We start from the raw sequence: 22,277 nt of genomic DNA, 5'->3' as shown, positions 1-22,277 counted from the left end.
AACCTCATTACGAGGTTACTTTATACATAAGCTCTACTGGCTTAGTTCACTAGCACACTGTTGAGTTCTCAAGCAACACGCCACGGATCGCGCCACCCGAAAGCGGCCTTATCCGAAGCAGTTATTCCTTAGCAAGTTTTTGGCAAATCCAGAGACACCCACTCAATCAGAGAAAGTCTGAGAGCTTGGTTCGTGTCCTCGGTCTGGCCTTTGTCGTTTCGGTTTCCCTGGCGACTTGCAAAACATTACACGGGTCGAAACGACCGAAAACAGGGGGGTCCCTTAACCGCATTCGCGCAGGTCAAACCCCATTTACCGCGTTTCGACCGGATGAGGCGCGAGTCGCGAGCACGGTCGTCACGACCAACCCGACGACCAGAACCGCGGTCACGTGGATCGGCGCCGGCGTGAACGAAGCGGCGAGAACGAGTACGGCGGCGACCGGAAAGCCGATCGCGATCGGCCGGCACTCATTCGTCGGCCCGATATGGAGCAGCCAGACGCTCAGCAGGAACACGGCGACCGCGACCGTCGTCGGCAACGCGGCGACGATCCCGCTCAGGTGCGTGGCATCGGTGTCGTAGTCGACGGCGACTTCCAGGCCGGCGCCGACAGCGGCGGCCGACGCGAAGATCAGGTAGTGCCCGTAGCCCCAGCTGAGTGAGGTCCGCATGCCCGGCCGGCGGGTGATCCGCGTGTGACCGGGCTGGCCGAAGTAGAGCCACCACATCCCGAACACGATCACCAGCCCCGCGCCGGCCAGCGACGCGAGCGCGCCGATGTGCTCACCGTCGGTCATGCCCTCCTTGATCGCCATCGTCGCGCTCAGGATCGACTCGCCGAGCACGATGATCGTGAAGAGCCCGTACCGCTCGGCGATGTGCTCCGGGTGCCACGCGGTCGTACCGGCACGTTCCGCGATCGGCGGGACGGACGTCTCGAGGATCGCGAGCACGAAGAAGCTCACCAGTCCCAGCGAGTCCGGCAGGAGCAGTCTGGCGATCCACAGCACCTGCACGACGGCGATACCGGTCGCGTACCGCAGCGCGGTCTTCCGGATCGCGGAGTCACCCCGCGCGGCACGCAGCCACTGGCCGACCATCGCGAGCCGCATGAGCACGTACCCGATGACGATGACCGTGAAGTCGCCGTTGAACGCCTGCGACACACCCGCCGCGACCACCAGGGCCCCGGCGATCTGCACGAAGGTCGCCAGCCGGTACGGCACGTCGTCGGTGTCGAACGCGGAGGCGAACCAGGTGAAGTTCAGCCAGCCCCACCAGATCGCGTAGAACACCATCGCGAAACTGAGCAGGCCGCTGCCGATGTGGTTCTCCGTCAGCGCGTGGTGCAACTCCACCGCGGCCTGGGCGACGGCGACGACGAAACAGAGGTCGAAGAGCAGCTCCAGCGGCGTCGACGCGCGATGCGACTCGCCGCTGTCTCGCGAGACCATCGGGCGGTACCACACGCGTATCCGGTTACCGGGGAGATCTTGGGGCATAGCCGGTATCCCAGCATGATCCCGGCCGGTCGGCGAGCGCGACGCGCGAAGCTGCGAGCGCTCAGATGGACCCGGTTCCCCCTCGCCCGGGCCCATCTGAGCCTCGCGCCGACGTCGAGGCCACTACTACCGGTGGCGCGCCCCAGCCATCGCCGAACGGTCCCCCGCGGACGCCGACGACACTTGCTGAGAGGTGACAGGAAGTATCCGAACCTACGGATAATGGATCTTCGCTGTCGAACCGGCCGTTGACCCCATCCCCGAGTCTCGAACCGGAATGCCACTTTCGGTAGCGAACTACGCTCAACGAAGGCCCCATAAGGTCTACCTGGTTGCTCTGAGTAGCACTAGGGCCGTTCGACCCACATCACTCGGATGGAGCATCCGCCGGTCGCGGTGGGTAGTGCCCGATTCGCCTTGAGTCAGCTGCGATGCACGTCGGCGGACGAGATTTCGGCCGCGCGGTCGCCACGCTCTGTCTCCGAAAGCTCGGCACGGCGCTTCCGCCGGAGCAGCTCCGCGAGCGCCACCGCGAGCGCGATCAGCGTCAGCCCGGCCGAGCAGATCATCGCCACCGACAACGCCTTCTGGTACTGCCCGCCCGACGATGTCACGACCGCGTGGAACACCGACGCGAGCACCGCCGTCCCGATGGCCGTGCCGATGCGCTGGCCGGTCTGCAAAGCGCCGCCGGCGACCCCGGCCAAGCGGTTCGGCACACACTCCAGCGTGAGCGTCGTGTTCGGCGAAATGACCATCCCGCCACCGATCCCGGCGACGAGCAGCGGCAGCGCGATGGCGAGCCCGGCGGAGTCCGCGGGCACCTTCCCGACGAGGAACGCGACCGTCAGCAGGCCGACGGCGACCAGGATCAGCCCCGTCACGGTGAGACGCCGTCCCCAGCGCCCCACCAGTCGGCCCGCGACAGCCGCCGACACCGACGAGCCGATCGCGAACGCCGTCACCGAAAGACCCGACTGCAGTGGCGTGTAACCGAGGCCCTGCTGGAAGAAGATCGCGAACACCAGCCAGATCCCGGCGAACCCGCAGAAGTAGATCGCGCCCACCGTCGCGCCGGGCGCGTAGCCGGGTGTCTCGGTGAACAGCCTGATGTCGAGCAGTGGCGGCCGGCCCAGGCGCACCATCCGGCGTTCCCAATAGACGAACGCGACGCCGAAAACCACCGCGAGCACGAAGAGCCACCACAGCTTGGCGAGTCCGCCCTGCTCCGACTGGATCAAGGGGAGCAACACGCCCAGCACCGCGAGCGCGAGCAGGACCACCCCGGCGAAGTCGATCTCGTTGCGCAGTTTCCGCCGGAGCCGTGGCGCTTTCGGCAGCAGCTTGAGCGCGAGCCCGAACGCCACCACCCCGATCGGCACGTTCACGTAGAACACCCAGCGCCAGCCGTTCGGATCGCCGAACACCGCGAGGATGACCCCGCCCAGCACCGGCCCGACGGCGGTGGAGATCCCGACCACCGCGCCGAACATCCCGAACGCCTTGCCGCGCTCCGGGCCGCGGAACAGGTCCTGGATCAGCCCGGTGTTCTGCGGGGTCAGCATGCCGGCCGCGACACCCTGCGCGAGCCGGGCGATCACCAGCATCGTCTCGTTGGGCGCCGCCCCGGCCAGCGCGCTGGTCAGGACGAACGCGGCCAGCGCGATGAGGAACATGCGGCGCCTGCCGAGAGCGTCACCGAGCCGCCCGCCGGAGACCAGCACCAGCCCGAAAGCCAGCGCGTACCCCGACACGACCCACTGGATCCCGCCGTTGGTCGCGTTGAGGTCGCGCTGCATCGACGGCAGCGCGGTGTTCACGATGCTGACGTCGAGCAGGCTCATGAAGCCGGCCGTCAGGGTGACCGCGAGCGCCTTCCAGCGCCGGGGATCCGGCACGAAGTCCGGCGGCACGGTCATCAGGTGTTGGCCGTGATCCCCGGGATGCCCTTCAGTTCGCCGATCAGGCCGGAGCTGACCCGCACGGGGTAGTCGTAGAGCGCGAAGAGTGTCTGGCGCTTCTTGCCGACGAGCTTCAGATGCACCGGGGTGTCGCCCTTGTGCGCCAGCAGCGTCGACTTCAGCTCGCTGACCACGGACTGGTCGACCTTCTCCGCCGCCGCGAGCAGCACCAGTGGCGGCTCTTCCCCGCCGACGCCGACTTCGGACAGGTCGAGCGTGACCAGCCCGCCGCCGAAGATCGACATCTTGTCCTCGCGCCAGTTCACCCGGCCCTTGACCAGCACCGCGTTGTCCTCGATGAGCTCGGCGTTGAACATCGAGTAGGACTTCGGGAAGAACAGCACCTCGAGGGAGGCGTCCATGTCCTCGACCGTGCAGATCGCCCAGGGATCGCCCTTCTTGGTGACCCGGCGTTCGAGCGAGGTGATCAACCCGGAGATCACCACCTCGCCTTCCTTCGGCGGGTCGTTGATGATCGCGGCGATCGGCCTCGGCGCGTGCTTGCGCAGGATGCGCTCGGCGCCGTCCAGCGGGTGCGCGGAAACGTAGAGACCCAGCATCTCCCGCTCGTAGGCGAGGAGCTGCTTGCGCGGGTACTCCTCCTCCCCGAACTTGAGATGCGCGAGCGGGGACGAGGACTCGGCGATTTCGGCGTCGTCGCTCGAACCGAAGAGGTCGAACTGGCCCATCGCCTGCTGGCGCTTGAGCGGGACCACGGCTTCCACCGCGTCCTCGTGCACCTGGATCATCGAAAGCCGGGAAGAGCCGAGCGAGTCGAAACCGCCGGCCTTGATCAGCGACTCGATGACCCGTTTGTTGCAGGCCACGAGCTCGGACTTGTCGAGGAAGTCGGTGAACGAAGAGTACTTACCCTTGTCGTCACGGCTCTTCATGATCGACTCGACGACGTTGCCGCCGACGTTGCGGACCGCGCCCATGCCGAAGCGGATGTCGTTCCCGACGGCGGCGAACCGCAGTGTCGACTCGTTGACGTCCGGCGGCAGCACCTTGATGCCGAGGCGGCGGCACTCGGAGAGGTAGATGGCCGACTTGTCCTTGTTGTCACCGACCGAGGTGAGCAGCGCGGCCATGTACTCCGGGGTGTAGTTCGCCTTGAGGTACGCCGTCCAGTAGGAGATCAGGCCGTACGCGGCGGCGTGACTCTTGTTGAACGCGTACCCGGCGAACGGGAGGATCGTGTCCCACAGCGCCTTGACCGCTTCGTCCGAGAAGCCGCCGGGGATCCGCTCGCTCGCGCGCATACCGGCGTGGAAACCCTCGTACTCCTGGTCGAGGACTTCCTTCTTCTTCTTACCCATGGCCCGGCGCAGGACGTCGGCGCGGCCCATCGAGTAGCCGGCGACCTCCTGACCGATGAGCATGATCTGCTCCTGGTAGACGATCAGGCCGTAGGTGTCGCCGAGGATCTCGCGCAGCGGTTCTTCGAGCTGCGGGTGGATCGGGCTGACCTTCTGCTTGTTGTTCTTACGGTCGGCGTAGTCGTTGTGCGCGTTCATGCCCATCGGGCCGGGGCGGTACAGCGCGCCCACGGCCACGATGTCGTCGAACACGGTCGGCTGCATGCGCCGCAGGAGGTCCCGCATGGGGCCACCGTCCAGCTGGAACACGCCGAGCGTGTCACCGCGGCCGAGCAGTTTGTAGGTCTCCGGGTCTTCGACACCCAGCCGGTCGAGGTCGATGTCCTCGCCGCGGTTGGTCTTGATGTTGTCGATCGCGTCGCCGATGACGGTGAGGTTCCGCAGCCCGAGGAAGTCCATCTTCAACAGGCCGATGTTCTCGCACGACGGGTAGTCCCAGCCGGTGATGATCGAGCCGTCGTCACGCTGCCAGAGCGGGATGGCGTCCATCAGCGGCTCGCTGGACATGATGACCGCGCAGGCGTGGACGCCGGCGTTGCGGATCAGGCCCTCGAGACCGCGGGCGGTGTTGAAGATCGTCGCGACCTCTTGGTCGGATTCGACCAGCGCGCGGACCTCGGCGGCCTCGCCGTACCGCTCGTGCTGCGGGTTGACGATGCCGGACAGCGGGATGTCCTTCGCCATGATCGGCGGGGGCAGTGCCTTGGAGATCTTGTCGGCGATGGCGTACCCGGGCTGGCCGTACTGGACGCGCGCGGCGTCCTTGATGGCGGCCTTGGTCTTAATGGTGCCGAAGGTGATCACCTGCGCGACGCGGTCCGCGCCGTACTTCTCGGTGGCGTAGCGGATCATCTCGCCACGCCGCCGGTCGTCGAAGTCGATGTCGATATCGGGCATGGACGCGCGCTCGGGGTTCAGGAACCGCTCGAACAGCAGTTTCTGCGGGATCGGGTCCAGGTTGGTGATACCGAGGACGTACGCGACCAGCGATCCTGCCGCCGACCCACGGCCGGGGCCGACGCGGATGCCGACGCTGCGGGCGTAGCTGATGAGGTCGGCGACGACGAGGAAGTACGCCGGGAAACCCTTTTGGATGATGACGTCGAGCTCGTAGGCGATGCGCTCGGCGTAGCCATCGGGGGCGCCGCCGGGGAAGCGCCAGTCGAGGCCCTTCTGCACCTCGGCACGCAGCCAGGTGCCCTGGTCGTAGCCGTCGGGCACGACGTAGACCGGCATCCGGTCCTTGTGCGAGTACACCTCTTTGTAGGACTCGACGCGCTCGGCGATCAGCAGCGTGTTGTCCGCCGCGCCGGGGACCTCGGCGTCCCAGTACTGGCGCATCTCGTCGGACGACTTGAGGTAGTAGCCGTCGCCGTCGAACTTGAAGCGGTTCGGGTCGTTGAGCGTCTTGCCGGCCTGGACGCACAGCAGCGCGGCGTGCGAGTCGGCCTGGTCCTGGGTGACGTAGTGCGAGTCGTTCGTGGCGATGGGGCGGAGGTCGAGCTGTTTGCCGATCTTCAGCAGGCCCTCGCGCACGGACCGCTCGATCGGCAGGCCGTGGTCCATCAGCTCGAGGAAGAAGTTCTCGCCGCCGAAGATGTCCTTGTAGTCCGACGCGGCCTGCATGGCGGCTTCAGCCTGGCCGAGGCGCAGGCGGGTCTGGACCTCACCGGAGGGGCAGCCGGTGGTGGCGATGATGCCGTCGTGGTTCTCCGCGATGAGCTCGCGGTCCATCCGGGGCTTGCGGTAGTAGCCCTGGATGCTGGCCAACGAGGTGAGCTTGAAGAGGTTCCGCAAGCCGGTGGAGTTGCCGGCGAGCATCGTCATGTGGGTGTACGCACCGGCACCGGAGACGTCACCGCCCTCGCCCAGCTCGTCGGAGCCACGCTGGTTGGACTGTCCCCAGAAGACGGGCTTCTTGTGGAAGCGGCTCTCCGGCGCGATGTACGCCTCGACGCCGATGATCGGCTTGAGCTCGTGCTTCACGGCCTGCTGGTAGAACTCGTCGGCGCCGTACATGTTGCCGTGGTCGGTCATGCCGACCGCGGGCATGCCCAGGCGCGCCGCCTCTTTGAAAAGAGGGGCTATCTTCGCCGCACCATCGAGCATCGAGTACTCGGTGTGAACGTGCAGGTGGACGAAAGAATCCTTCGACACCAGCGAAAACCTCCCCGAATCCGTCCGTGCGGCGACGCGCTGCCCGGGTCCACCACCGTAGTCCTCGCGCCGCGAACGGACCGCTCGGGGCGCCCGCGTCATCTTCCCTCCGAGCGGCGCCCAACACCACCACCGACGCGCCGTCACGATCGCCCGACCGGCAAGTGCGACCAACTTCACCCAACGCGAGCAGGTCCCACCCAGCACCCCTCGTGAGTGGCGACAAGTGTTAGAACACTCGTAGCCACTCACGAGCCACGCACCCAGCCGACGTCACATTGACAGTCCCCATACGGCCAAGCATCGTGGAAGCCATGAACCTGTCTGACAGCCGGACAGCCATCCCTCCTCTCCGGCGCGTCAGCGCGATGGAGGCCGTGCTGGCCCACCTCCGCACCGCCATCGAGAGCGGCACCTACGAGGTCGGCGACAAGCTGCCGTCGGAGACAGCGCTCAGCGAAGAACTCGAAGTCAGCCGCTCAGTGATCCGAGAAGCCCTGCGCGGCCTCCAAGCGCTGGGCCTCACCGAGTCCAAAACCGGCAAAGGCACGTTCGTCACCGCCACCGGCCCGGCCGAGAACCCCATCTTCGGCCCGTACTCGGCCAGGGACCTGTTCGAAGTCCGCCGTCACGTGGAAATCCCCGCGGCCGGATACGCCGCCCGAAGACGCACCGCCGACGACCTGGACCTCCTGGCACACCTCCTCGAGCGCATGCACCGGGAAACCGACAACACCGCCTGGGTAGCCCTCGACTCCCTCTTCCACATCACCGTCGCCCAGGCCTCCGGCAACCCGGTCTTCGGCAAGGTCATCGAAGAGATCCGAGACGCGCTCGCGAAGCAGTCGTCGTTCCTCAACCAGCTCGGCGACCGCCGCGAGCGCTCCGACAACGAGCATCGCCGGATCCTCACCGCCATCGCCGACGGCTCCGAGCACGAGGCCGTCGCGGCGATGTCCGCACATCTCGATCACGTCGAAACCGCCCTCACCACCATCGTGAGCCAGACCAAGACGGAGCGGGCACAGTGATCGAAACGCGTGTCCCCCGGCATGCCCCGCTAGTCCACCTCCTGCGCGACGGCCTGGTCGAGGGCGTCCACTACGGCTCCGTGGTCGTGGTCGCGCCCGACGGGACGGTGCTGTTCCAGGCCGGTGACCTCGACGCGGCGTTCTATCCGCGATCGGCCGCCAAACCGATCCAGGCGACGGCGATGGCCCGGCTCGGCTTGGAGCTCCCGCCGGAGCTGCTGGCGTTGAGCGCGGCGAGCCACTCCGGCGAGGAGTTACATCTCGTTGGCGCGCAACGCATCCTGGACACCGCCGGGCTCACCGAGCGCGACCTGCGCAACCCCGCGGACTTCCCGTACGACCCGGTCGAGCGGGACGCGTGGGTCGCCGCCGGACGCGCGCCGAGCAGGCTCGCGCACAACTGCTCGGGCAAGCATTCCGCGATGCTCGCGACCTCCGCGCGGCACGGCTGGTCGTTGACGGACTACATGGACCCCGCGCATCCCTTGCAGCGGGCGATCGCCGACACCGTCGCGGAGCTGACCGGCCAGACGCCCGCGCATGTCGCCGTCGACGGCTGCGGCACGCCGCTCTTCGCCGTGTCGCTGAAAGGCCTGACCACCGCGATCGGCCGCATCGCACAAGCACCGGACAGCGTCATAGCCCCGGCGATGCGCACCCATCCGGAGATGGTCGGCGGCAGCCGCCGGGACGTCACGCGCCTGGCCAGGGCCGTCCCCGGGCTGCTCGCGAAGGACGGTTTCGAAGCCGTCCAGGTCGCCGCGCTGCCGGACGGGACGGCCATCGGCGTCAAGATTTCGGACGGCTCCGACCGGGCCCGGATGCCGGTCGCGGCCGCCGCGCTCGCACTGGCCGGGGTCGATCCGGAACTGCTTGACCCGTTCGCTGGAACCACCGGTCTCGACGGGCTTCGTGTCGTCGGCGAGCTCGAAAACGCGAGTAGCCTCGCCGTTATCGACCGTTAACCCCGAGAGGTGGCCGCGCGTGCTGGAACGACTCGTCGACAGGGTGCTGGGACTTCCCGCCGCGGAAGTGCCGAAGCCGGTGGTCACCAAGGACATGGCGATCCCGATGCCGGACGGCGTGAAGCTGCTCGCCGACCGCTACCGCCCGCCCGGTGACGAGCCGCTGCCGGTCGTGCTGGTCCGGACCCCGTACGGCCGCGGCGGACCGCTGGGCAACCTGTTCGGCCCGACGTTCGCCCGCCGCGGCCTGCAGGTCGTCATGCAGAGCGTGCGCGGCACTTTCGGTTCTGGCGGCGAGTTCTGGCCGTTCCACCAGGAGAAGGACGACGGCCTGGCGACCGTCGCCTGGCTGCGCGAGCAGCCGTGGTGCGACGGCCGGATAGCCATGGCCGGCGCGAGCTATCTCGGGCACACGCAGTGGGCGATCGCGCCGTACGTCGAGCCGCCGCTCGAAGCGATGTGCCTCGGCATCACCGCGTCGGAATTCGTCACCTCGTTCTATCCCGGCGGGGCGCTCGGCCTGGACAACATGCTGTCGTGGTCGGCGCTGATCGGCACCCAGGAGAACAGGTTCGCCGCGCTGCCGAACCCGCGTCAGCAGAAGCGGACCCGGCTCGCGATGTCACATCTCCCGGTGCGCACCGCGGACGTCGCCGCGATCGGCAAGTCCGTGCGGTTCCTCGGCGATGTCACCGGCAACGCCGAATCGGCGGAGTTCTGGGCGCCGACCGACCACAGCGCGACGATCGCCGATCTGACCACGCCGACGAGCATGGTCACCGGCTGGTACGACCTGTTCCTGCCCTCGCAGCTGCGTGATTTCAAGACGCTCAGCGCGGCCGGGCGCCGGACACGGATCACGATCGGGCCGTGGAGCCACGGTGAACCGGCGAGCTTCAAGCCGATGATCAGCGACCAGGCGTCCTGGCTGGCGGCCCACCTGCTCGGCGACAGCACGCTGCTGAACCAGTCGCCGGTGCGGCTTTTCCTGCAGGGCGCGAACCGCTGGCTGGACTTTGAGCAGTGGCCACCGGAGTCCAAGCCGCGGCCGGTTTACCTGCAGGCCATCGGCAGGCTCGACGAGACGGAGTCGAAGGATTCCGCGCCCGACGAGTTCACCTACGACCCGGCGGATCCGACGCCGTCGGTCGGTGGCCCGCTGCTGACGGGAAAGGCGAAGCAACAGGACAACCAGCCCGTCGAAGCCCGCGGAGACGTGCTCGTCTACACCGGCGAACCGCTGGCGCGCGATCTCGACGTCATCGGCGAGATCTCGGCGACGATCCACGTCCGCACGTCCACTGAATACGCCGACGTTTTCGTACGGCTGTGCGACGTGGACCGCGCCGGGGTTTCGCTCAACGTCACCGAAGGGATCCTGCGGCTGCGAACCGGAGACGCGGTGGCCGACGCCGACGGGATCGTCGCGGCCGAGATCGAACTCGATCCGACGGCGTACCGGTTCCGGCGCGGGCACCGGCTGCGCGTGCAGGTCAGCGGCGGGGCGTTCCCGCGGTTCGGCCGCAACCACGGCACCGGCGAACCCACCGCCGACGCCGTGACCACGACTCCCTGTCACTTCGAGGTCTTCCACGACGCCGCGCACCCGTCGCGGGTTTCGCTGCCCGTCTTCAGCTGACCACCCGATAGTGCGTGGTCAGGCGGCGGTCGTCGTGCAGCACGTGGAAAGCGAGCGAGGGCGGCCCGCCGAGGTCGAGCGCGCCGCCCTCGTCCCATGACCGCTGCCCGAGCGGCTCGAACGGCAGGAGCGACGTCGACACGACGCCGGGCGCCATCACCAGTGGCCGCCCGGCGAACGTCGTCGCGGCGGCCGTGTGCGTGTGCCCGCACAGCAGGGCGACGACCCGCGGATGCCGTTCGATCACCGCGGCGAGCCGCCCTTCGCTGTGCTGGCGGATGACGTCGACAGCCGGAATGCCCAGGTCGACCGGCGGATGGTGGAAGCAGACGAACGCGGGCGTCTCGGACCCCGCGAGCACGCCGTCGAGCCATTCGATCGTCTCGTCGTCGAGAAACCCTTGCGGGCGCCCGGGAACGCTCGAATCGCACATTGCGAACACCGCGCCCGCGACCTCGTGCAGCTGGTTGATCGGCCCGTCGGCGGGCGGCTGACCAAGCAGGCCTTCCCGGTACGCGGCGCGCTTGTCGTGGTTGCCGGGACAGTCGAAAACCGGGTACCGCGACTTCAGGATCTCGCGCGCGAGCTGGTACTCACCGAGCTCGCCGTGGTCGGCGATGTCCCCGGTCACCAGGACGGCGTCGATCGGGCCGGGCGCGTTGTTCAGATACGCCAGCACTTTCCGGGCGCGGGCGGCACTGCGCTCGCCGCCGTCCAGATGGATGTCGCTGAGATGTGCCACCACGATCATGAGTTCCCCTTACCCGAAATACGCGGGCGTCTTCACCCAGTTCCGGACCAGCACCCGAGTCGCCTCGGCCAGGTCCCCCGCGCGGATCGCCGACGCGATCAGGCGGTGCTCGTCGATGCTCCGCAGCGCGCGCTCGGCGCCGCCGAAATACAGCAGGTCGTAGCGTTTGAGCAGTGGCTTGGTCTGCTCCAGCAGACGCAGCAGATGGGGATTCGCGGTGCGGGACAACAACAGTCTGTGCCATCGATCGTCCAAAGCGGACTGATCGCCGCCGGTCTCGAGCGCGGCGGTCATCTCGTCGGCGATCCGGTCCAGGCCGTCGCTGAGCCCGATCAGATCCTGGAGCGGGGACCAGCGCAGGGCGAGCGCTTCGAGCTCCGCGACCAGCGGATACAGCCGGCTCGCCTCGACGGGGTCCAGCGGCGGCACGAGAAATCCGCGCCCCGGCTGGGAAACCATCAGCCCGCGGTCGACCAAGCTGATCAACGCCTCGCGCAACGGCGTCCGGCTGACGCCCAGTTCTTTGGCGAGATGCACTTCGTTCACCCGGGTGTCCGCCGGCAGCCTGCCGTCCAGCACGCGGCCGATGACGGCGTCGGTCAGATCGCGCCGCAGCAATCCCTTGGCCATGTCCCTCCCATTGCATACACTTGGATCCTACTGTATTCAGTTTGTATGGCGACTTTCCAGGACACGGACATCCGGCGGGCCAGGGACGAGACCCCGGGATGCGCCCGGTTGGCGCACTTCAACAATGCGGGCTCGGCACTGCCGCCGCAGGTGGTGACCGACGCGGTGATCGACTACGTGCGGGACGAAGCACTGAACGGCGGCTACGAGACCGCGGCCGCCTCGATTGGCAAGTTCGCCGCGGTGTACTCGTCCATCGCCAGGCTGCTGGGCGCCGACGCCGATGACATCGCGATCACCGACAGCGCCACCCGCAGCTGGCAGGCGATCTTCTACGCCATCCCGTTCCAGGCCGGCGACAAGATCTTGACCTGCCGTTCGGAGTACGCCAGCAACGCCATCTCCTACCTGCAGATCGCGAAGAAGACCGGCGCGCTCGTCGAGGTGGTCGACGACGACGAAAGCGGGCAACTGGACGTCGAAGACCTGAAACGCCGGATCGACGGCGACGTCAAGCTGATCGCCGTCACGCATGTGCCGACCCAGGGCGGCCTGGTCAACCCGGCGGAGGAGATCGGGGCCGTCGCGGAGGCGGCCGGGATCCCGTTCCTGCTCGACGCGTGCCAGTCGGCCGGGCAGCTCGACCTCGACGTCCGGCGGATCAGGTGCGACGCGCTGAGCGGCACCGGCCGGAAGTACCTGCGCGGCCCGCGCGGCACCGGTTTCCTTTACGTGCACCCGAGATTCCGCGCGCGCTTCGAACCCGCGATGCTCGACCTGCACTCGGCGGTCTGGACCTCGCCGGAGACCTACGAAGTGGATCCGACGGCGAAGCGGTACGAGTTGTGGGAACGCTCCGGCGCGCTGGTGGCCGGTCTGGGTGCGGCTGTCGACTACGCGCTTTCTTGGGGCCTGCCCGCGATCGAGCAGCGGGTCGTGGCGCTGGCCGCGCTGCTGCGGACGGAACTGCGGAAACTCGACGGCGTCACCGTGCACGACCAGGGCGCGCGGCAGTGCGGGCTCGTGTCGTTCAGCGTCGCCGGGCAGAGCACCGCGAGGGTCAAGACGCGGCTCGCCGACGCGGGGATCAATGTGAGCACGCTGTCCAGGGAGTCGGCGCAGTACGACTTCACCGGGCGGGATCTGCCGGAGCTGGTGCGGGCGTCGGTCCACTACTACAACACCGAAGACGAAGTGAGCAGGCTCTGTGCGGTGGTAAGCGGCGGCTGAGCGGGTGGGTCGTGAGTGCGTAACAGTGTTCTAACACTGTTACGCACTCACGACCCCACGGGGTCAGCCGACCTGGGTCAGCTTGGTGGGCGCGGCGGAGGCGAACTGTGCGGTTCCGAAGAAGGCGGCCGTCGCGATCGCCGCACCGACACCGAGCCTGAGAGGAAAATTCACAACCGGAAGTACGGCCGGGTGTCGCAAAAGGTTGAGCACTAGCGGGGATCGAGCAGCTGCCGCGCGATGACCAGCTTCTGGATCTCGCTCGTGCCCTCGTAGATCCGGAACAGCCGCGCGTCGCGGTAGATGCGCTCGACGGTGACGCCGCGCATGTAGCCCATCCCGCCGAACACCTGCACCGCGCGATCGGCGACCCGGCCGAGCATCTCCGTGCAGAACAGTTTCGCCGCCGACGGCCCGAGTTTGCGGTCCTCCCCCGAGTCGTACGCGGCCGCAGCTTCGCGCACCATCGAACGTCCGGCGTAGAGCTCGGCGTACGACTCCGCGAGCAACGCCTGCACCAGCTGGTAGCCGCCGATCGGCTTCCCGCCCTGCTTGGTGACGCGGGCGTGTTCGACGGCTTCCTCCAGCGCCCGTTCGGCCATCCCGACGCAGACCGCCGCGATGTGCAGCCTGCCCCTGGCCAGCGAAGCCATCGCGATCCGGAAGCCCTCGCCCTCGGCGCCGATCAGCGCGTCGTGCGGCACGCGCACGTCGTCGAAGTAGACCTCGGACGTCCACGCGCCGCTCTGGCCCATCTTCGGGTCGTGCGGTCCGACGGTGATGCCAGGCAGGCCTGCGGGCACGAGCAACGCCGAAATCCCTTTGCTGCCAACGGCTTCCGGGTCCGTCCTGGCGAACACGACGAAGACGTCCGCGAGCGGCGCGTTGGTGATGAACCGCTTGGTGCCGCTGAGGACGTACGCGTCGCCGTCCGAAACCGCCTTGCTGGCGAGCCCGCTGGGATCGGAGCCGGCTTCGGTTTCGGTGAGCGCGAACGAAGCGATCACCTCACCGGCGGCAAGCTTCGGCAGCCACTCTTCACGCTGCCCGGGACGGCCGTAGTTGACGATCGCCTGCCCGGCGATGCCGTTGTTGGTGCCGAACAAAGAACGGAACGCCGGAGTCGTGTAGCCGAGTTCGACGGCGAGCTGCACGTCCTCGGACATCTTCAGGCCGAGCCCGCCGAACTCCTCCGGCAACGCCCAGCCGAACAGGCCCAGCCCGGCGGCCTTTTCACGGATCTCGGCGGGAATCTCGTCGTTCTCGTCGATCCAGGCCTCCCGCGGGACGACCTCTTTGCGAATGAACTCGCGTACCGCGGCGAGCACCTGTCCGAAGTCTTCGGCGTCCATGTCCGGTCTCCATACCCTGCTCGGCGGCCGCTTACGTCACGCGGGGGAGCTTATGCCGCGACTTCGTACTCGGCGGCCCGGACCCGCGTGGAACGCCGTTGCAGCAGGAAAACCGCCATCCCGGCCAGGATCGGGAAGAACACGTACTCGTTGCTGAGGACGAAGGTCAACGGGTTCAGCGCCGCCTCGCCGTTCTCGCCGGGCGACATCGAATGCATCGGGACCTGGGTGAAGAGCACCACCGTCAGCGGCAGGAGGACCTGCGCGAACCTGTTGCCGGAGAACGCTTCGGCCAGCAGCAACGCGCCGAGCGGGACGATCCACACCCAGTGGTGCAGCCAGGAAACCGGGCTGACCAGCAGCGCGAGGAACGCCGTGACCAGCAAGGCGTGAATCGGCCTGTCGAGCGCGTGGAACCGGCGGACCAGCCCGTACGCGCCGATCGCGAGCACCGCGCCCATCGCGTAGGCCGCCGGTTGCGACCACCAGGCCATGTCCGACAGCCGTCGCACGAGACTGCTGAGCGACTGGTTGTACGACCACTGGGTCGGCCCGATGCGCGAGGAGTCGAAGACGGTGTGGGTCCAGAAGCGCAGCGTGTCGTGCGGGGAGATGAGCAGCATCAGCCCCTGCAGCCCGGCGAACGTCGCCGCGGCGCGGGCGGCCTCGGTCTTGCGGCCGGTCAGGACCAGATGCACGACGAAGATCAACGGCGTCAGCTTGATGGCGGCCGCGACCCCGATCAGCACGCCGCCGAAGCGGCCGAGTTTCCCGGAAGCCCCGCAGACGACCAGGACGTCGACCACGACCATCGCCATCAGCAGCAGGTTGACCTGGCCGTACCCGAGCGTCGACCCGACGGGCTCGGTCAGCAGCATCACCACGGCGACCGCGGCCGCGCCCCACTCCGGCACCAGCCACGCCGGGCGGCGCGCGACCTTGCGGAGCACGAAGTACGCGACCAGGCCCATGGCCAGCACCGACAACGCGTTCAGCAGTCCCCACGCGAGCTGCAGCGGGAACGGGATCAGCGGGAGGAAGAAGATCGCCGCGAAGGGCGCGTAGGTGAACGGCAGCTGCGCGTACGACGGCTCACCGGGCAGGAAATCGGTGTCGTACAGCGGATGACCGTTCAGCAAAGCCGCCGCGCCCGCCTGGTAGACCGCCGTGTCCCCGGCTTCGGGGAGGTGGTTCAGCAGCGCCAGCACCCCTCGAAGCAGATATCCGGCCGCCACCAGGCACAGCACGACCCAACCCACCCAGCGTCCCCGCACGATTCCCCCTGTTCGCGACTCCCCGCGAACCAGGTTAGCGATCATGCGTGGCTAAAGATCACCAAGGGAGGTAATGGGGGATTCGACACAGTCGGCGATGAACCGGAGGAAGCCGCCCGCGGTGCCGCCGTCGCAGACGCGGTGGTCGAAGGCGAGCGTCAACTCGCAGACCTTGCGGGCGACGACCTGGCCGTCGACCACCCATGGCCGATCGATGATCCGCCCGACGCCGAGGATCGCGGCCTCCGGGTGGTTGATGATCGCCGCCGAACCGTCCACACCGAACACGCCGTAGTTGTTGACGGTGAACGTGCCGCCGGTCAGGTCCGCCGGGGTGAGCTTGCCGTCGCGGGCGGCCGAGGTCTTGTCCGCCAACGCTTTCGAGAGTTCCCGGGTGTTGAGGTGCTGCGTGTCGCGCACGACCGGGACCATCAGCCCGCGGTCGGTCTGCGCCGCGAAACCGAGGTTGACCTCGTCGAGCAGGACGATCTCGTCCCGCTCCACCCGCGAGTTCAACTCGGGGAACTTCTTCAAGCCCAGCACGGTGAATCTGGCGATCAGCGCGAGCAGGCTCACCTTCGGGCCGGCAGCGTTTAGTGCGGCTCGAGCGGCCAGCAGCCCGGTCGCGTCGACGTCCACCCAGACGGTGGCCTCCGGGATTTCCCGGCGGGACAGGGAAAGCTTGTCGGCGACGGTCTTTCGCAGGCCCTTCAACGGAATCCGGGTGCCCGCGGGCTGGGTCACGGGCCGAGCCACGGCCACCTCGGCGATCGCTTTATCGACATCACAGCGGCGGACTATCCCTTGTGGACCGCTTCCCGGCACACGGGTGAGGTCGAGGCCGTGCTCCCGCGCCAGCCGCCGGACCAGCGGTGAGATGACCGCTGTCTTCGCGGAAACCGGTGCGGAAACCGGTGCGGTGACAGGAGAACTGTTCGCCGGACGCCGTCGCGAACCGCGCTTGCGCCGGGTGGTGGTCGACGTGCCGTAGCCGATCAGGACGTTGCCGCTGCCCTCCTCGACGCGTTCCGCGGTGACCACACCGGGTTCGACAAATCCGGTCGCCGCGCCGACGGTCACCAGTGGCGCACCGACCTGCAGCGCCTCTCCCGGCTTGCCGTGCAGCCCGGTGACGACACCGGCATACGGCGACGGCACCTCGACGGAAGCCTTGGCCGTCTCGACTTCGACCACGGGCTGGTCGATCACGATGGTGTCCCCGACCGACACCAGCCAGTGCACGATCTCGGCCTCGGTCAGGCCCTCGCCGAGGTCCGGCAGCAGGAAGTCAGGCACCGTGGCCACCTCCAAGGACAACCCCGTCAACCCCGTCAACCTCGTCGTCCCACTGCAAACGCGCGATCGCGTCGAGGATCCGGTCGACGTTCGGCAGGTGGTACTCCTCCAGTTTCGGTGCGGGGTAAGGAATGTCGAGCCCGGTGACGCGCAGGATCGGCGCGTGCAGGTGATGGAAGCAGCGCTCCATCAGCCGAGCGGCGACCTCGGCGCCATAGCCGCCGAAACCGGACGCCTCGTGCACCACGACGGCCCGGCCGGTGCGCCGCACGGATGCCGCGACGGTCTCGTCGTCGAACGGCGAAAGGCTGCGCAGATCGACGACCTCGACGTCCCAGCCTTCTTCGGTGGCCGCCTCGGCGGTCTCCATCGCGGTCGCGACCATCGGGCCGTAGGCGATCAGCGTGACGTCGGCGCCGGTCCGCCGCACGACAGCGCGGTCCATCGGCGCCGCGGTGCGGTCGAAGGAAACGTCGCCCTTGGACCAGTAGCGCCGCTTCGGTTCGAGGAAGATCACCGGATCCGGTGAGTCGATGGCGTCGCGCAGGAGGTCGTAGGCGTCCGCCGGCGTTCCCGGCGTGACGACGCGCAGCCCGGCGGTGTGCGTGTAGTAGGCCTCGGAGGAATCGCAGTGGTGCTCGACGCCGCCGATCCCGCCGCCGTAAGGGATCCGGATGACCACGGGCAGTTCGATCCGGCCGCGCGAACGGTTGCGCAGCTTGGCGAGATGGCTGGTGATCTGCTCGAACGCCGGGTACGCGAAGGCGTCGAACTGCATTTCGACGACCGGGCGCAGGCCGTTCATCGCCATCCCGATCGCGGTGCCGACGATGCCGGACTCGGCGAGCGGGGTGTCGAAGACGCGGCGCTCGCCGAAGCGCGCGGCCAGGCCATCGGTGACGCGGAAGACGCCGCCCAGCGGGCCGACGTCCTCACCGAAGACGAGCACGCGCTCGTCGGCTTCGAGCGCGTCCGCCATCGCGCGGTTCAGCGCGGCGGACATCGAGAGCTGCTCCACGCGTTCCAAGCGGGGGCGTTCCAAAGTCGTCATGCGTTTTCCCCGGCGATCTCCGCGGCCAGCATCGCCGCCTGCTCGCGCAGATTGGCGGTGGGCTCGGCGTACACGTGCTTGAACAGGTCCATCGGATCGACGTCGACCTCGGCGTTCATCCCGTCGCGGACGGACGCGGCGAAGGCCTCGGCCTCCTCGAGAACGGCGGCGCGGCGGGCGTCGTCGAGCAGGCCACGGCTGGTCAGGTAGGTCTCCAAGCGGTCGAGCGGATCGCGGCCGAGCCAGGACGCGACCTCGTCGGCGTCGCGGTAGCGGTTCGCGTCGTCGGCGTTGGTGTGGGCCTCGACGCGATAGGTGATCGCCTCGATCAGCGTCGGGCCGCCGCCTGCTCGGGCTGTTTCGACAGAATCGCGCACGGCCGCGTACACCGCCGCCGGGTCGTTCCCGTCGACCAGCAGCGACGGCACGCCGTAGCCGATTCCCTTGTGCGCCAGCGAAGGCGCGACGTTCTGCTTGCTCATCGGGACGCTGATCGCGTAGCCGTTGTTCTGCACCAGGAACACCACCGGCGCCTGCCACACCCCGGCGAAGTTGAGCGCCTCATGGGTGTCGCCCTCGCTGGTCGCGCCGTCGCCGAGCAGGACGAGCGAGACGCTGTCCTCGCCCTTGTACCGGGCCGCGTGCGCGACACCGACGGCGTGCAGCGTGTTCGTCGCGAGCGGGGTGCACTGCGGGCCGACGCGGAGCTCGTACGGGTCGTAGCCGAGGTGCCAGCCGCCCTGGAGCAGCGTCAGCGTCTCGATCGGGTCGACGCCGCGGGTCACCAGCGCGACCGAGTCGCGGTAGGTCGGGAAAAGCCAGTCCTGCTCGCGCAGCGCGACGACGGCACCGACCTCGCAGGCCTCCTGGCCACGCGAAGACGGATAGACGGCGAGGCGGCCCTGCTTGGTGAGCGCGGTGGCCTGGGTGTCGAAACGGCGGCCGAGCACCATGCGGCGGTGCAGGTCGAGCAGCACGTCGTCGGGCGGCATCGTCAGCGGCGAGCCGGAGGTCGGCGTGCCGTCAGCGTTCAGCAGGGCCAGGGGTGTTTCGGATGGGAGCAGCTCACGTCGCAGGGGCAGGCTGGTGATCGTCATGGGTCCTCCTGGCCGCCGGTTCTTGGCGCCGATCGTTCTCCGCGACGAAGCCGTTTTTCTAGTTCTTGCTCGCTCCTGTAGACGTTTGGCCCGGAAACGACCGTATCGTGGGCCAGATGACCGCGAATCTTGACGAAACCGACCGGCGCATCGTCGAGGAGCTCCGCGCCGACGGACGGCTGTCGATGCGCTCGCTCGCCGAACGGCTCCACATCTCACGCGCGAGCGCCTACTCACGGGTGGAGCGGCTGCACGGCGACGGCGTCATCACCGGGTACAGCGCGGTGATCGATCCGGAGAAGTACGGCTACGGCATCTCGGCGTACGTCTATCTCAAGGTCAGCCAGCACTCGTGGAAGGCCGTGCGGCGGCGCGTCATGGAGATCCCCGAGGTGTGGCACGCCGCGCTGGTCTCCGGCGAGAACGACCTGGTGCTGCTCGTGCGCGCCAGTGACGCGCAGCAGATGCGCGACCTCGTCCTCAACCGGTTGCAGACCATGCCCGACGTGACCTCGAGCCACACCGTGCTCATTCTCGACGAACTGGGCCCGTTAGACGGCCACACCGATCGAACGCATCAGCATCGGGAATGACTTGTGCAGTTCGCGTTCCCAGTACGGCCAGGTGTGCGTGCCGGGTCCGTAGAGATCGGTGGTGACGCGGATGCCGAGCCGGTGCAGGCGCTCGGTCATCCCGGCGGCCTGGGTACCGAGCACCTGCTCGAGCTGGTCCGGTCCCGCTCCCGGCGGGTCGAGCGGGCCGGGCCGGCCGTTGCCGGAAGCCAGGAAGAGCTGAGTGCCGCGCAGGCGCCGCGCCTGGTCGTACGGGTTGTACTTAGCCCAGACGTCGGCCTGTGCGACCGGGTCGCCCCACAGCGCGTTCTTGTCGAAACCGGCGCCGGTGAGGAAGTTCTGGAGCACGTCGGTGGTCAGCGAGCCGCCGTAGGTCGTGTCCACCACGCCGCTGTAGGAAGCCGCGGCCTGGAAGAAACCGGGATGCCTTGCCGCGTAGGAGAAAGCACCGAACCCGCCCATGGAAAGCCCGGCCACCGCACGCTGCCCGCCGGAGCGGAACTCCTTCTGCAGGAGCCGGCGCAGCTCGGTGAGGTGGAAGGTTTCCCAGTCGACACTGCGGTCGTACCAGTTCGAGTAGAAACCGACCGTGCCGCCTTCGGGCATCACGATGAGCGCGTTCGTGTTCGCGGTGAACGCGGCGACATCGGTCTGGTCGGTCCATGAGCGGTAGCCGTTGTCGCCGTCGCAGCAGCCGTGCAGGAGGTACAGCGTCGGCCAGTCACGGTGCGGGAATTTCGCCCAGTCCTCGGGCAGGAGCAGCCGAACGCCGACTTCCCGGTGCAGCGCGTCGGAATGGACGCGGAGTTCGACGAGCCTTTCGCTGAGCTGCTGGCGGCTGACGATGGTGGCCTGGTCCTGAGCCGCGACAGCCGGAGTGGCGAAGAAACCGCTCAACAGCAACGTCAGCGCGAGCAGGAGTGCTTTGAACCTCATCCCCGCAGATTGGCGGCGAACCACGCGGTGTGTCAAGGAACACCCCGCGATCGGGCGGTTTCCGGCTGCCCGAAGAGGCGAGAAAGTTTGACCTTTTCCCACCGCTCGGCGGTTGTAACCTCAGAGGCATGCGCAACGGGCTCAAAGCCGCGATCGTCGGGACGACCATGCTGGGCGCGGTGCTGGTGCCCTCCACAGCCGAGGCGACACCGGGCTACGGCGTCTCCGGCACGATCATCAAGCAGAAGACCGTCGGCCACACCGACTACATCCTCCGCGAGGTCGTCGTCCAGCCCGGTGGCAGCACCGGCTGGCACTTCCACGACGGCACGCTGTACGCCTACGTCAAGGGCGGCACCCTTTCGCACGCCGACGCCGACTGCGTGACCTCCGAGGTCTACCCCACCGGCTCGCCCCTCTCCGAAGACGCCCCCGACCCGGGCTGCGGCTTCGCGTAAACAGACCACAAGGCAGACTCGGGCCGGTGAGGAAGATCTTCGTCATCGGCATCGGCGCGGGCGACCCCGAGCACGTGACCGTCCAGGCGATCAACCGGCTCAACGAAGTCGACGTGTTCTTCGTGCTGACCAAGGGCAGTGAGAAGCAGGACCTGGTGCGCCTGCGGCAAGAGATCCTCGAGCGGTACGTGAAGGAACCGGCCTACCGGGTCGTCGAAGCGCGCGACCCGGACCGCGACCGCACTCCCGCGAACTACGAGACCGCCGTCACCGATTGGCACCGGCTCCGCACCGACGTCTACGAACGCATGATCCGTGACGAACTCGCCGACGGGCAGCGCGGCGCTTTTCTCGTCTGGGGCGACCCTGCCCTCTACGACAGCACGATCACACTCGTCGACGCCGTGCTCGCGCGGAAGAACGTCGAGTTCGGTTACGACGTGATCCCCGGTGTCAGCAGCCTTTCCGTGCTCGCCGCGCAGCATCGCACCGCGTTCAACCGCATCGGGAAGCCGGTCCAGATCACCACCGGACGGCGGCTCGCGGAAGGTTTCCCCGCCGACGCCGACGACGTCCTGGTGATGCTCGACGCGAACAACACGTTCACGAAATTCCCCGATATGGACGTCTTCTGGGGCGCCTATCTCGGGACGCCGGACGAGATCCTGGTGTCCGGCAAGGTTTCCGACGTCGCCGACGAGATCGTCACCCGGCGAGCCGAGGCCCGCGAACGCAAGGGCTGGATCATGGACACCTACCTCCTACGCCGGACGTAGAGATCGCCATCTGTCGACAGATGGCGAGGCTCAGTGCGGCAGTTCCACGGCGTTGCCGGTGACCCGGATGCCCGGCGCCGCACCGATGTCGACGAGCAGTTCGCTCGGGCGTCCCATGTCCTTGCCCTGGTGGATGGTGATCCGGCCCGACGTCGTATGGCCGATCGACCGCAGGTACCCGCCCAACGCCGCCGCGGCCGCGCCCGTCGCGGCGTCCT

The 22,277-nt window shown here is 68.0% G+C and carries 18 protein-coding genes and 1 pseudogene; 7 read left to right on the top strand and 12 right to left on the bottom strand.

The window, feature by feature from the left end:
* Window positions 1-301: 301 nt before the first annotated feature.
* The 3 genes from VGP60_RS00095 to dnaE form a co-directional block, all read right to left on the bottom strand.
* Window positions 302-1,456, bottom strand: a complete 1,155-nt coding sequence (locus VGP60_RS00095) for a low temperature requirement protein A (protein ID WP_414640258.1) — start codon at window positions 1,454-1,456, stop codon at window positions 302-304.
* 470 nt (window positions 1,457-1,926) lie between these two features.
* Window positions 1,927-3,423, bottom strand: a complete 1,497-nt coding sequence (locus VGP60_RS00090) for an MFS transporter (RefSeq protein ID WP_327545713.1) — start codon at window positions 3,421-3,423, stop codon at window positions 1,927-1,929.
* Window positions 3,423-7,001, bottom strand: a complete 3,579-nt coding sequence (gene dnaE, locus VGP60_RS00085; protein WP_327545712.1) for a DNA polymerase III subunit alpha — start codon at window positions 6,999-7,001, stop codon at window positions 3,423-3,425. The genes VGP60_RS00090 and dnaE overlap by 1 nt, the downstream gene beginning before the upstream one ends.
* Before the next feature lie 368 nt (window positions 7,002-7,369).
* On the opposite strand from dnaE, the gene VGP60_RS00080 reads away from it, so the two are divergent.
* Genes VGP60_RS00080 through VGP60_RS00070 form a run of 3 tightly spaced genes read left to right on the top strand, consistent with a single transcriptional unit; the run spans window position 7,370 to window position 10,636 of the window.
* Window positions 7,370-8,032: a FadR/GntR family transcriptional regulator gene (locus VGP60_RS00080; protein WP_327545715.1), complete on the top strand. Its 663-nt coding sequence runs from the start codon at window positions 7,370-7,372 to the stop codon at window positions 8,030-8,032.
* A complete protein-coding gene (locus tag VGP60_RS00075; protein WP_327545711.1) occupies window positions 8,029-8,997 on the top strand; it encodes an asparaginase in 969 nt (322 codons plus the stop codon). Before VGP60_RS00080 ends, VGP60_RS00075 begins: the two co-directional genes overlap by 4 nt.
* Window positions 8,998-9,016: 19 nt before the next feature.
* Window positions 9,017-10,636, top strand: a complete 1,620-nt coding sequence (locus VGP60_RS00070; RefSeq protein WP_327545710.1) for a CocE/NonD family hydrolase — start codon at window positions 9,017-9,019, stop codon at window positions 10,634-10,636.
* Here VGP60_RS00070 and VGP60_RS00065 read toward each other — a convergent pair.
* Window positions 10,629-11,387, bottom strand: a complete 759-nt coding sequence (locus tag VGP60_RS00065) for a metallophosphoesterase (RefSeq protein ID WP_327545709.1) — start codon at window positions 11,385-11,387, stop codon at window positions 10,629-10,631. The genes VGP60_RS00070 and VGP60_RS00065 overlap by 8 nt on opposite strands.
* A gap of 9 nt (window positions 11,388-11,396) precedes the next feature.
* Entirely contained in the window at window positions 11,397-12,017 is a 621-nt protein-coding gene (locus tag VGP60_RS00060) for a GntR family transcriptional regulator (RefSeq protein ID WP_327545708.1), read from the bottom strand.
* A 45-nt stretch (window positions 12,018-12,062) separates the two neighbouring features.
* On the opposite strand from VGP60_RS00060, the gene VGP60_RS00055 reads away from it, so the two are divergent.
* Complete coding sequence (locus VGP60_RS00055; protein ID WP_327545707.1) at window positions 12,063-13,247, top strand: aminotransferase class V-fold PLP-dependent enzyme; 1,185 nt, start codon at window positions 12,063-12,065, stop codon at window positions 13,245-13,247.
* A gap of 212 nt (window positions 13,248-13,459) precedes the next feature.
* Here the strand turns inward: VGP60_RS00055 and VGP60_RS00050 are convergent, their stop codons facing one another.
* The 5 genes from VGP60_RS00050 to pdhA all read right to left on the bottom strand — a co-directional run bounded on the left by VGP60_RS00050 (window position 13,460) and on the right by pdhA (window position 19,317).
* Window positions 13,460-14,599 carry an acyl-CoA dehydrogenase family protein gene (locus VGP60_RS00050; RefSeq protein WP_327545706.1) on the bottom strand — a complete coding sequence of 380 codons (1,140 nt, stop codon included), beginning with the start codon at window positions 14,597-14,599 and terminating at the stop codon, window positions 13,460-13,462.
* 50 nt (window positions 14,600-14,649) lie between these two features.
* Window positions 14,650-15,858: a glycosyltransferase 87 family protein gene (locus tag VGP60_RS00045; RefSeq protein WP_327545705.1), complete on the bottom strand. Its 1,209-nt coding sequence runs from the start codon at window positions 15,856-15,858 to the stop codon at window positions 14,650-14,652.
* A 66-nt stretch (window positions 15,859-15,924) separates the two neighbouring features.
* Window positions 15,925-17,169: a dihydrolipoamide acetyltransferase family protein gene (locus VGP60_RS00040; RefSeq protein WP_327545704.1), complete on the bottom strand. Its 1,245-nt coding sequence runs from the start codon at window positions 17,167-17,169 to the stop codon at window positions 15,925-15,927.
* Entirely contained in the window at window positions 17,162-18,220 is a 1,059-nt protein-coding gene (locus VGP60_RS00035) for an alpha-ketoacid dehydrogenase subunit beta (protein ID WP_327545703.1), read from the bottom strand. The genes VGP60_RS00040 and VGP60_RS00035 overlap by 8 nt, the downstream gene beginning before the upstream one ends.
* Window positions 18,217-19,317, bottom strand: coding sequence for a pyruvate dehydrogenase (acetyl-transferring) E1 component subunit alpha (pdhA, locus tag VGP60_RS00030; RefSeq protein ID WP_327545702.1), 1,101 nt, complete (start codon window positions 19,315-19,317; stop codon window positions 18,217-18,219). The genes VGP60_RS00035 and pdhA overlap by 4 nt, the downstream gene beginning before the upstream one ends.
* Window positions 19,318-19,433: 116 nt before the next feature.
* On the opposite strand from pdhA, the gene VGP60_RS00025 reads away from it, so the two are divergent.
* Complete coding sequence (locus VGP60_RS00025; RefSeq protein ID WP_327545701.1) at window positions 19,434-19,910, top strand: Lrp/AsnC family transcriptional regulator; 477 nt, start codon at window positions 19,434-19,436, stop codon at window positions 19,908-19,910.
* Between the two features lie 57 nt (window positions 19,911-19,967).
* Here the strand turns inward: VGP60_RS00025 and VGP60_RS00020 are convergent.
* Window positions 19,968-20,825 (bottom strand): annotated as a pseudogene (locus tag VGP60_RS00020) (alpha/beta hydrolase); the annotation flags it as partial.
* 128 nt (window positions 20,826-20,953) lie between these two features.
* On the opposite strand from VGP60_RS00020, the gene VGP60_RS00015 reads away from it, so the two are divergent.
* Together VGP60_RS00015 and cobF are read left to right on the top strand one after the other, a co-directional pair.
* Entirely contained in the window at window positions 20,954-21,283 is a 330-nt protein-coding gene (locus tag VGP60_RS00015; RefSeq protein ID WP_327545699.1) for a cupin, read from the top strand.
* A gap of 26 nt (window positions 21,284-21,309) precedes the next feature.
* Window positions 21,310-22,059, top strand: coding sequence for a precorrin-6A synthase (deacetylating) (gene cobF, locus VGP60_RS00010; protein WP_327545698.1), 750 nt, complete (start codon window positions 21,310-21,312; stop codon window positions 22,057-22,059).
* A 30-nt stretch (window positions 22,060-22,089) separates the two neighbouring features.
* Here cobF and VGP60_RS00005 read toward each other — a convergent pair.
* Window positions 22,090-22,277 (bottom strand): PhzF family phenazine biosynthesis protein (locus VGP60_RS00005; RefSeq protein ID WP_327545697.1); only part of this gene is annotated, 188 nt, incomplete at its 5' end.

This window comes from Amycolatopsis sp., assembly GCF_036008905.1.
In the GTDB taxonomy this organism is placed as follows: domain Bacteria; phylum Actinomycetota; class Actinomycetes; order Mycobacteriales; family Pseudonocardiaceae; genus Amycolatopsis.
Note: the sequence above shows the minus strand (reverse complement) of the source record. Positions and strands in the feature narration are given on the sequence as shown.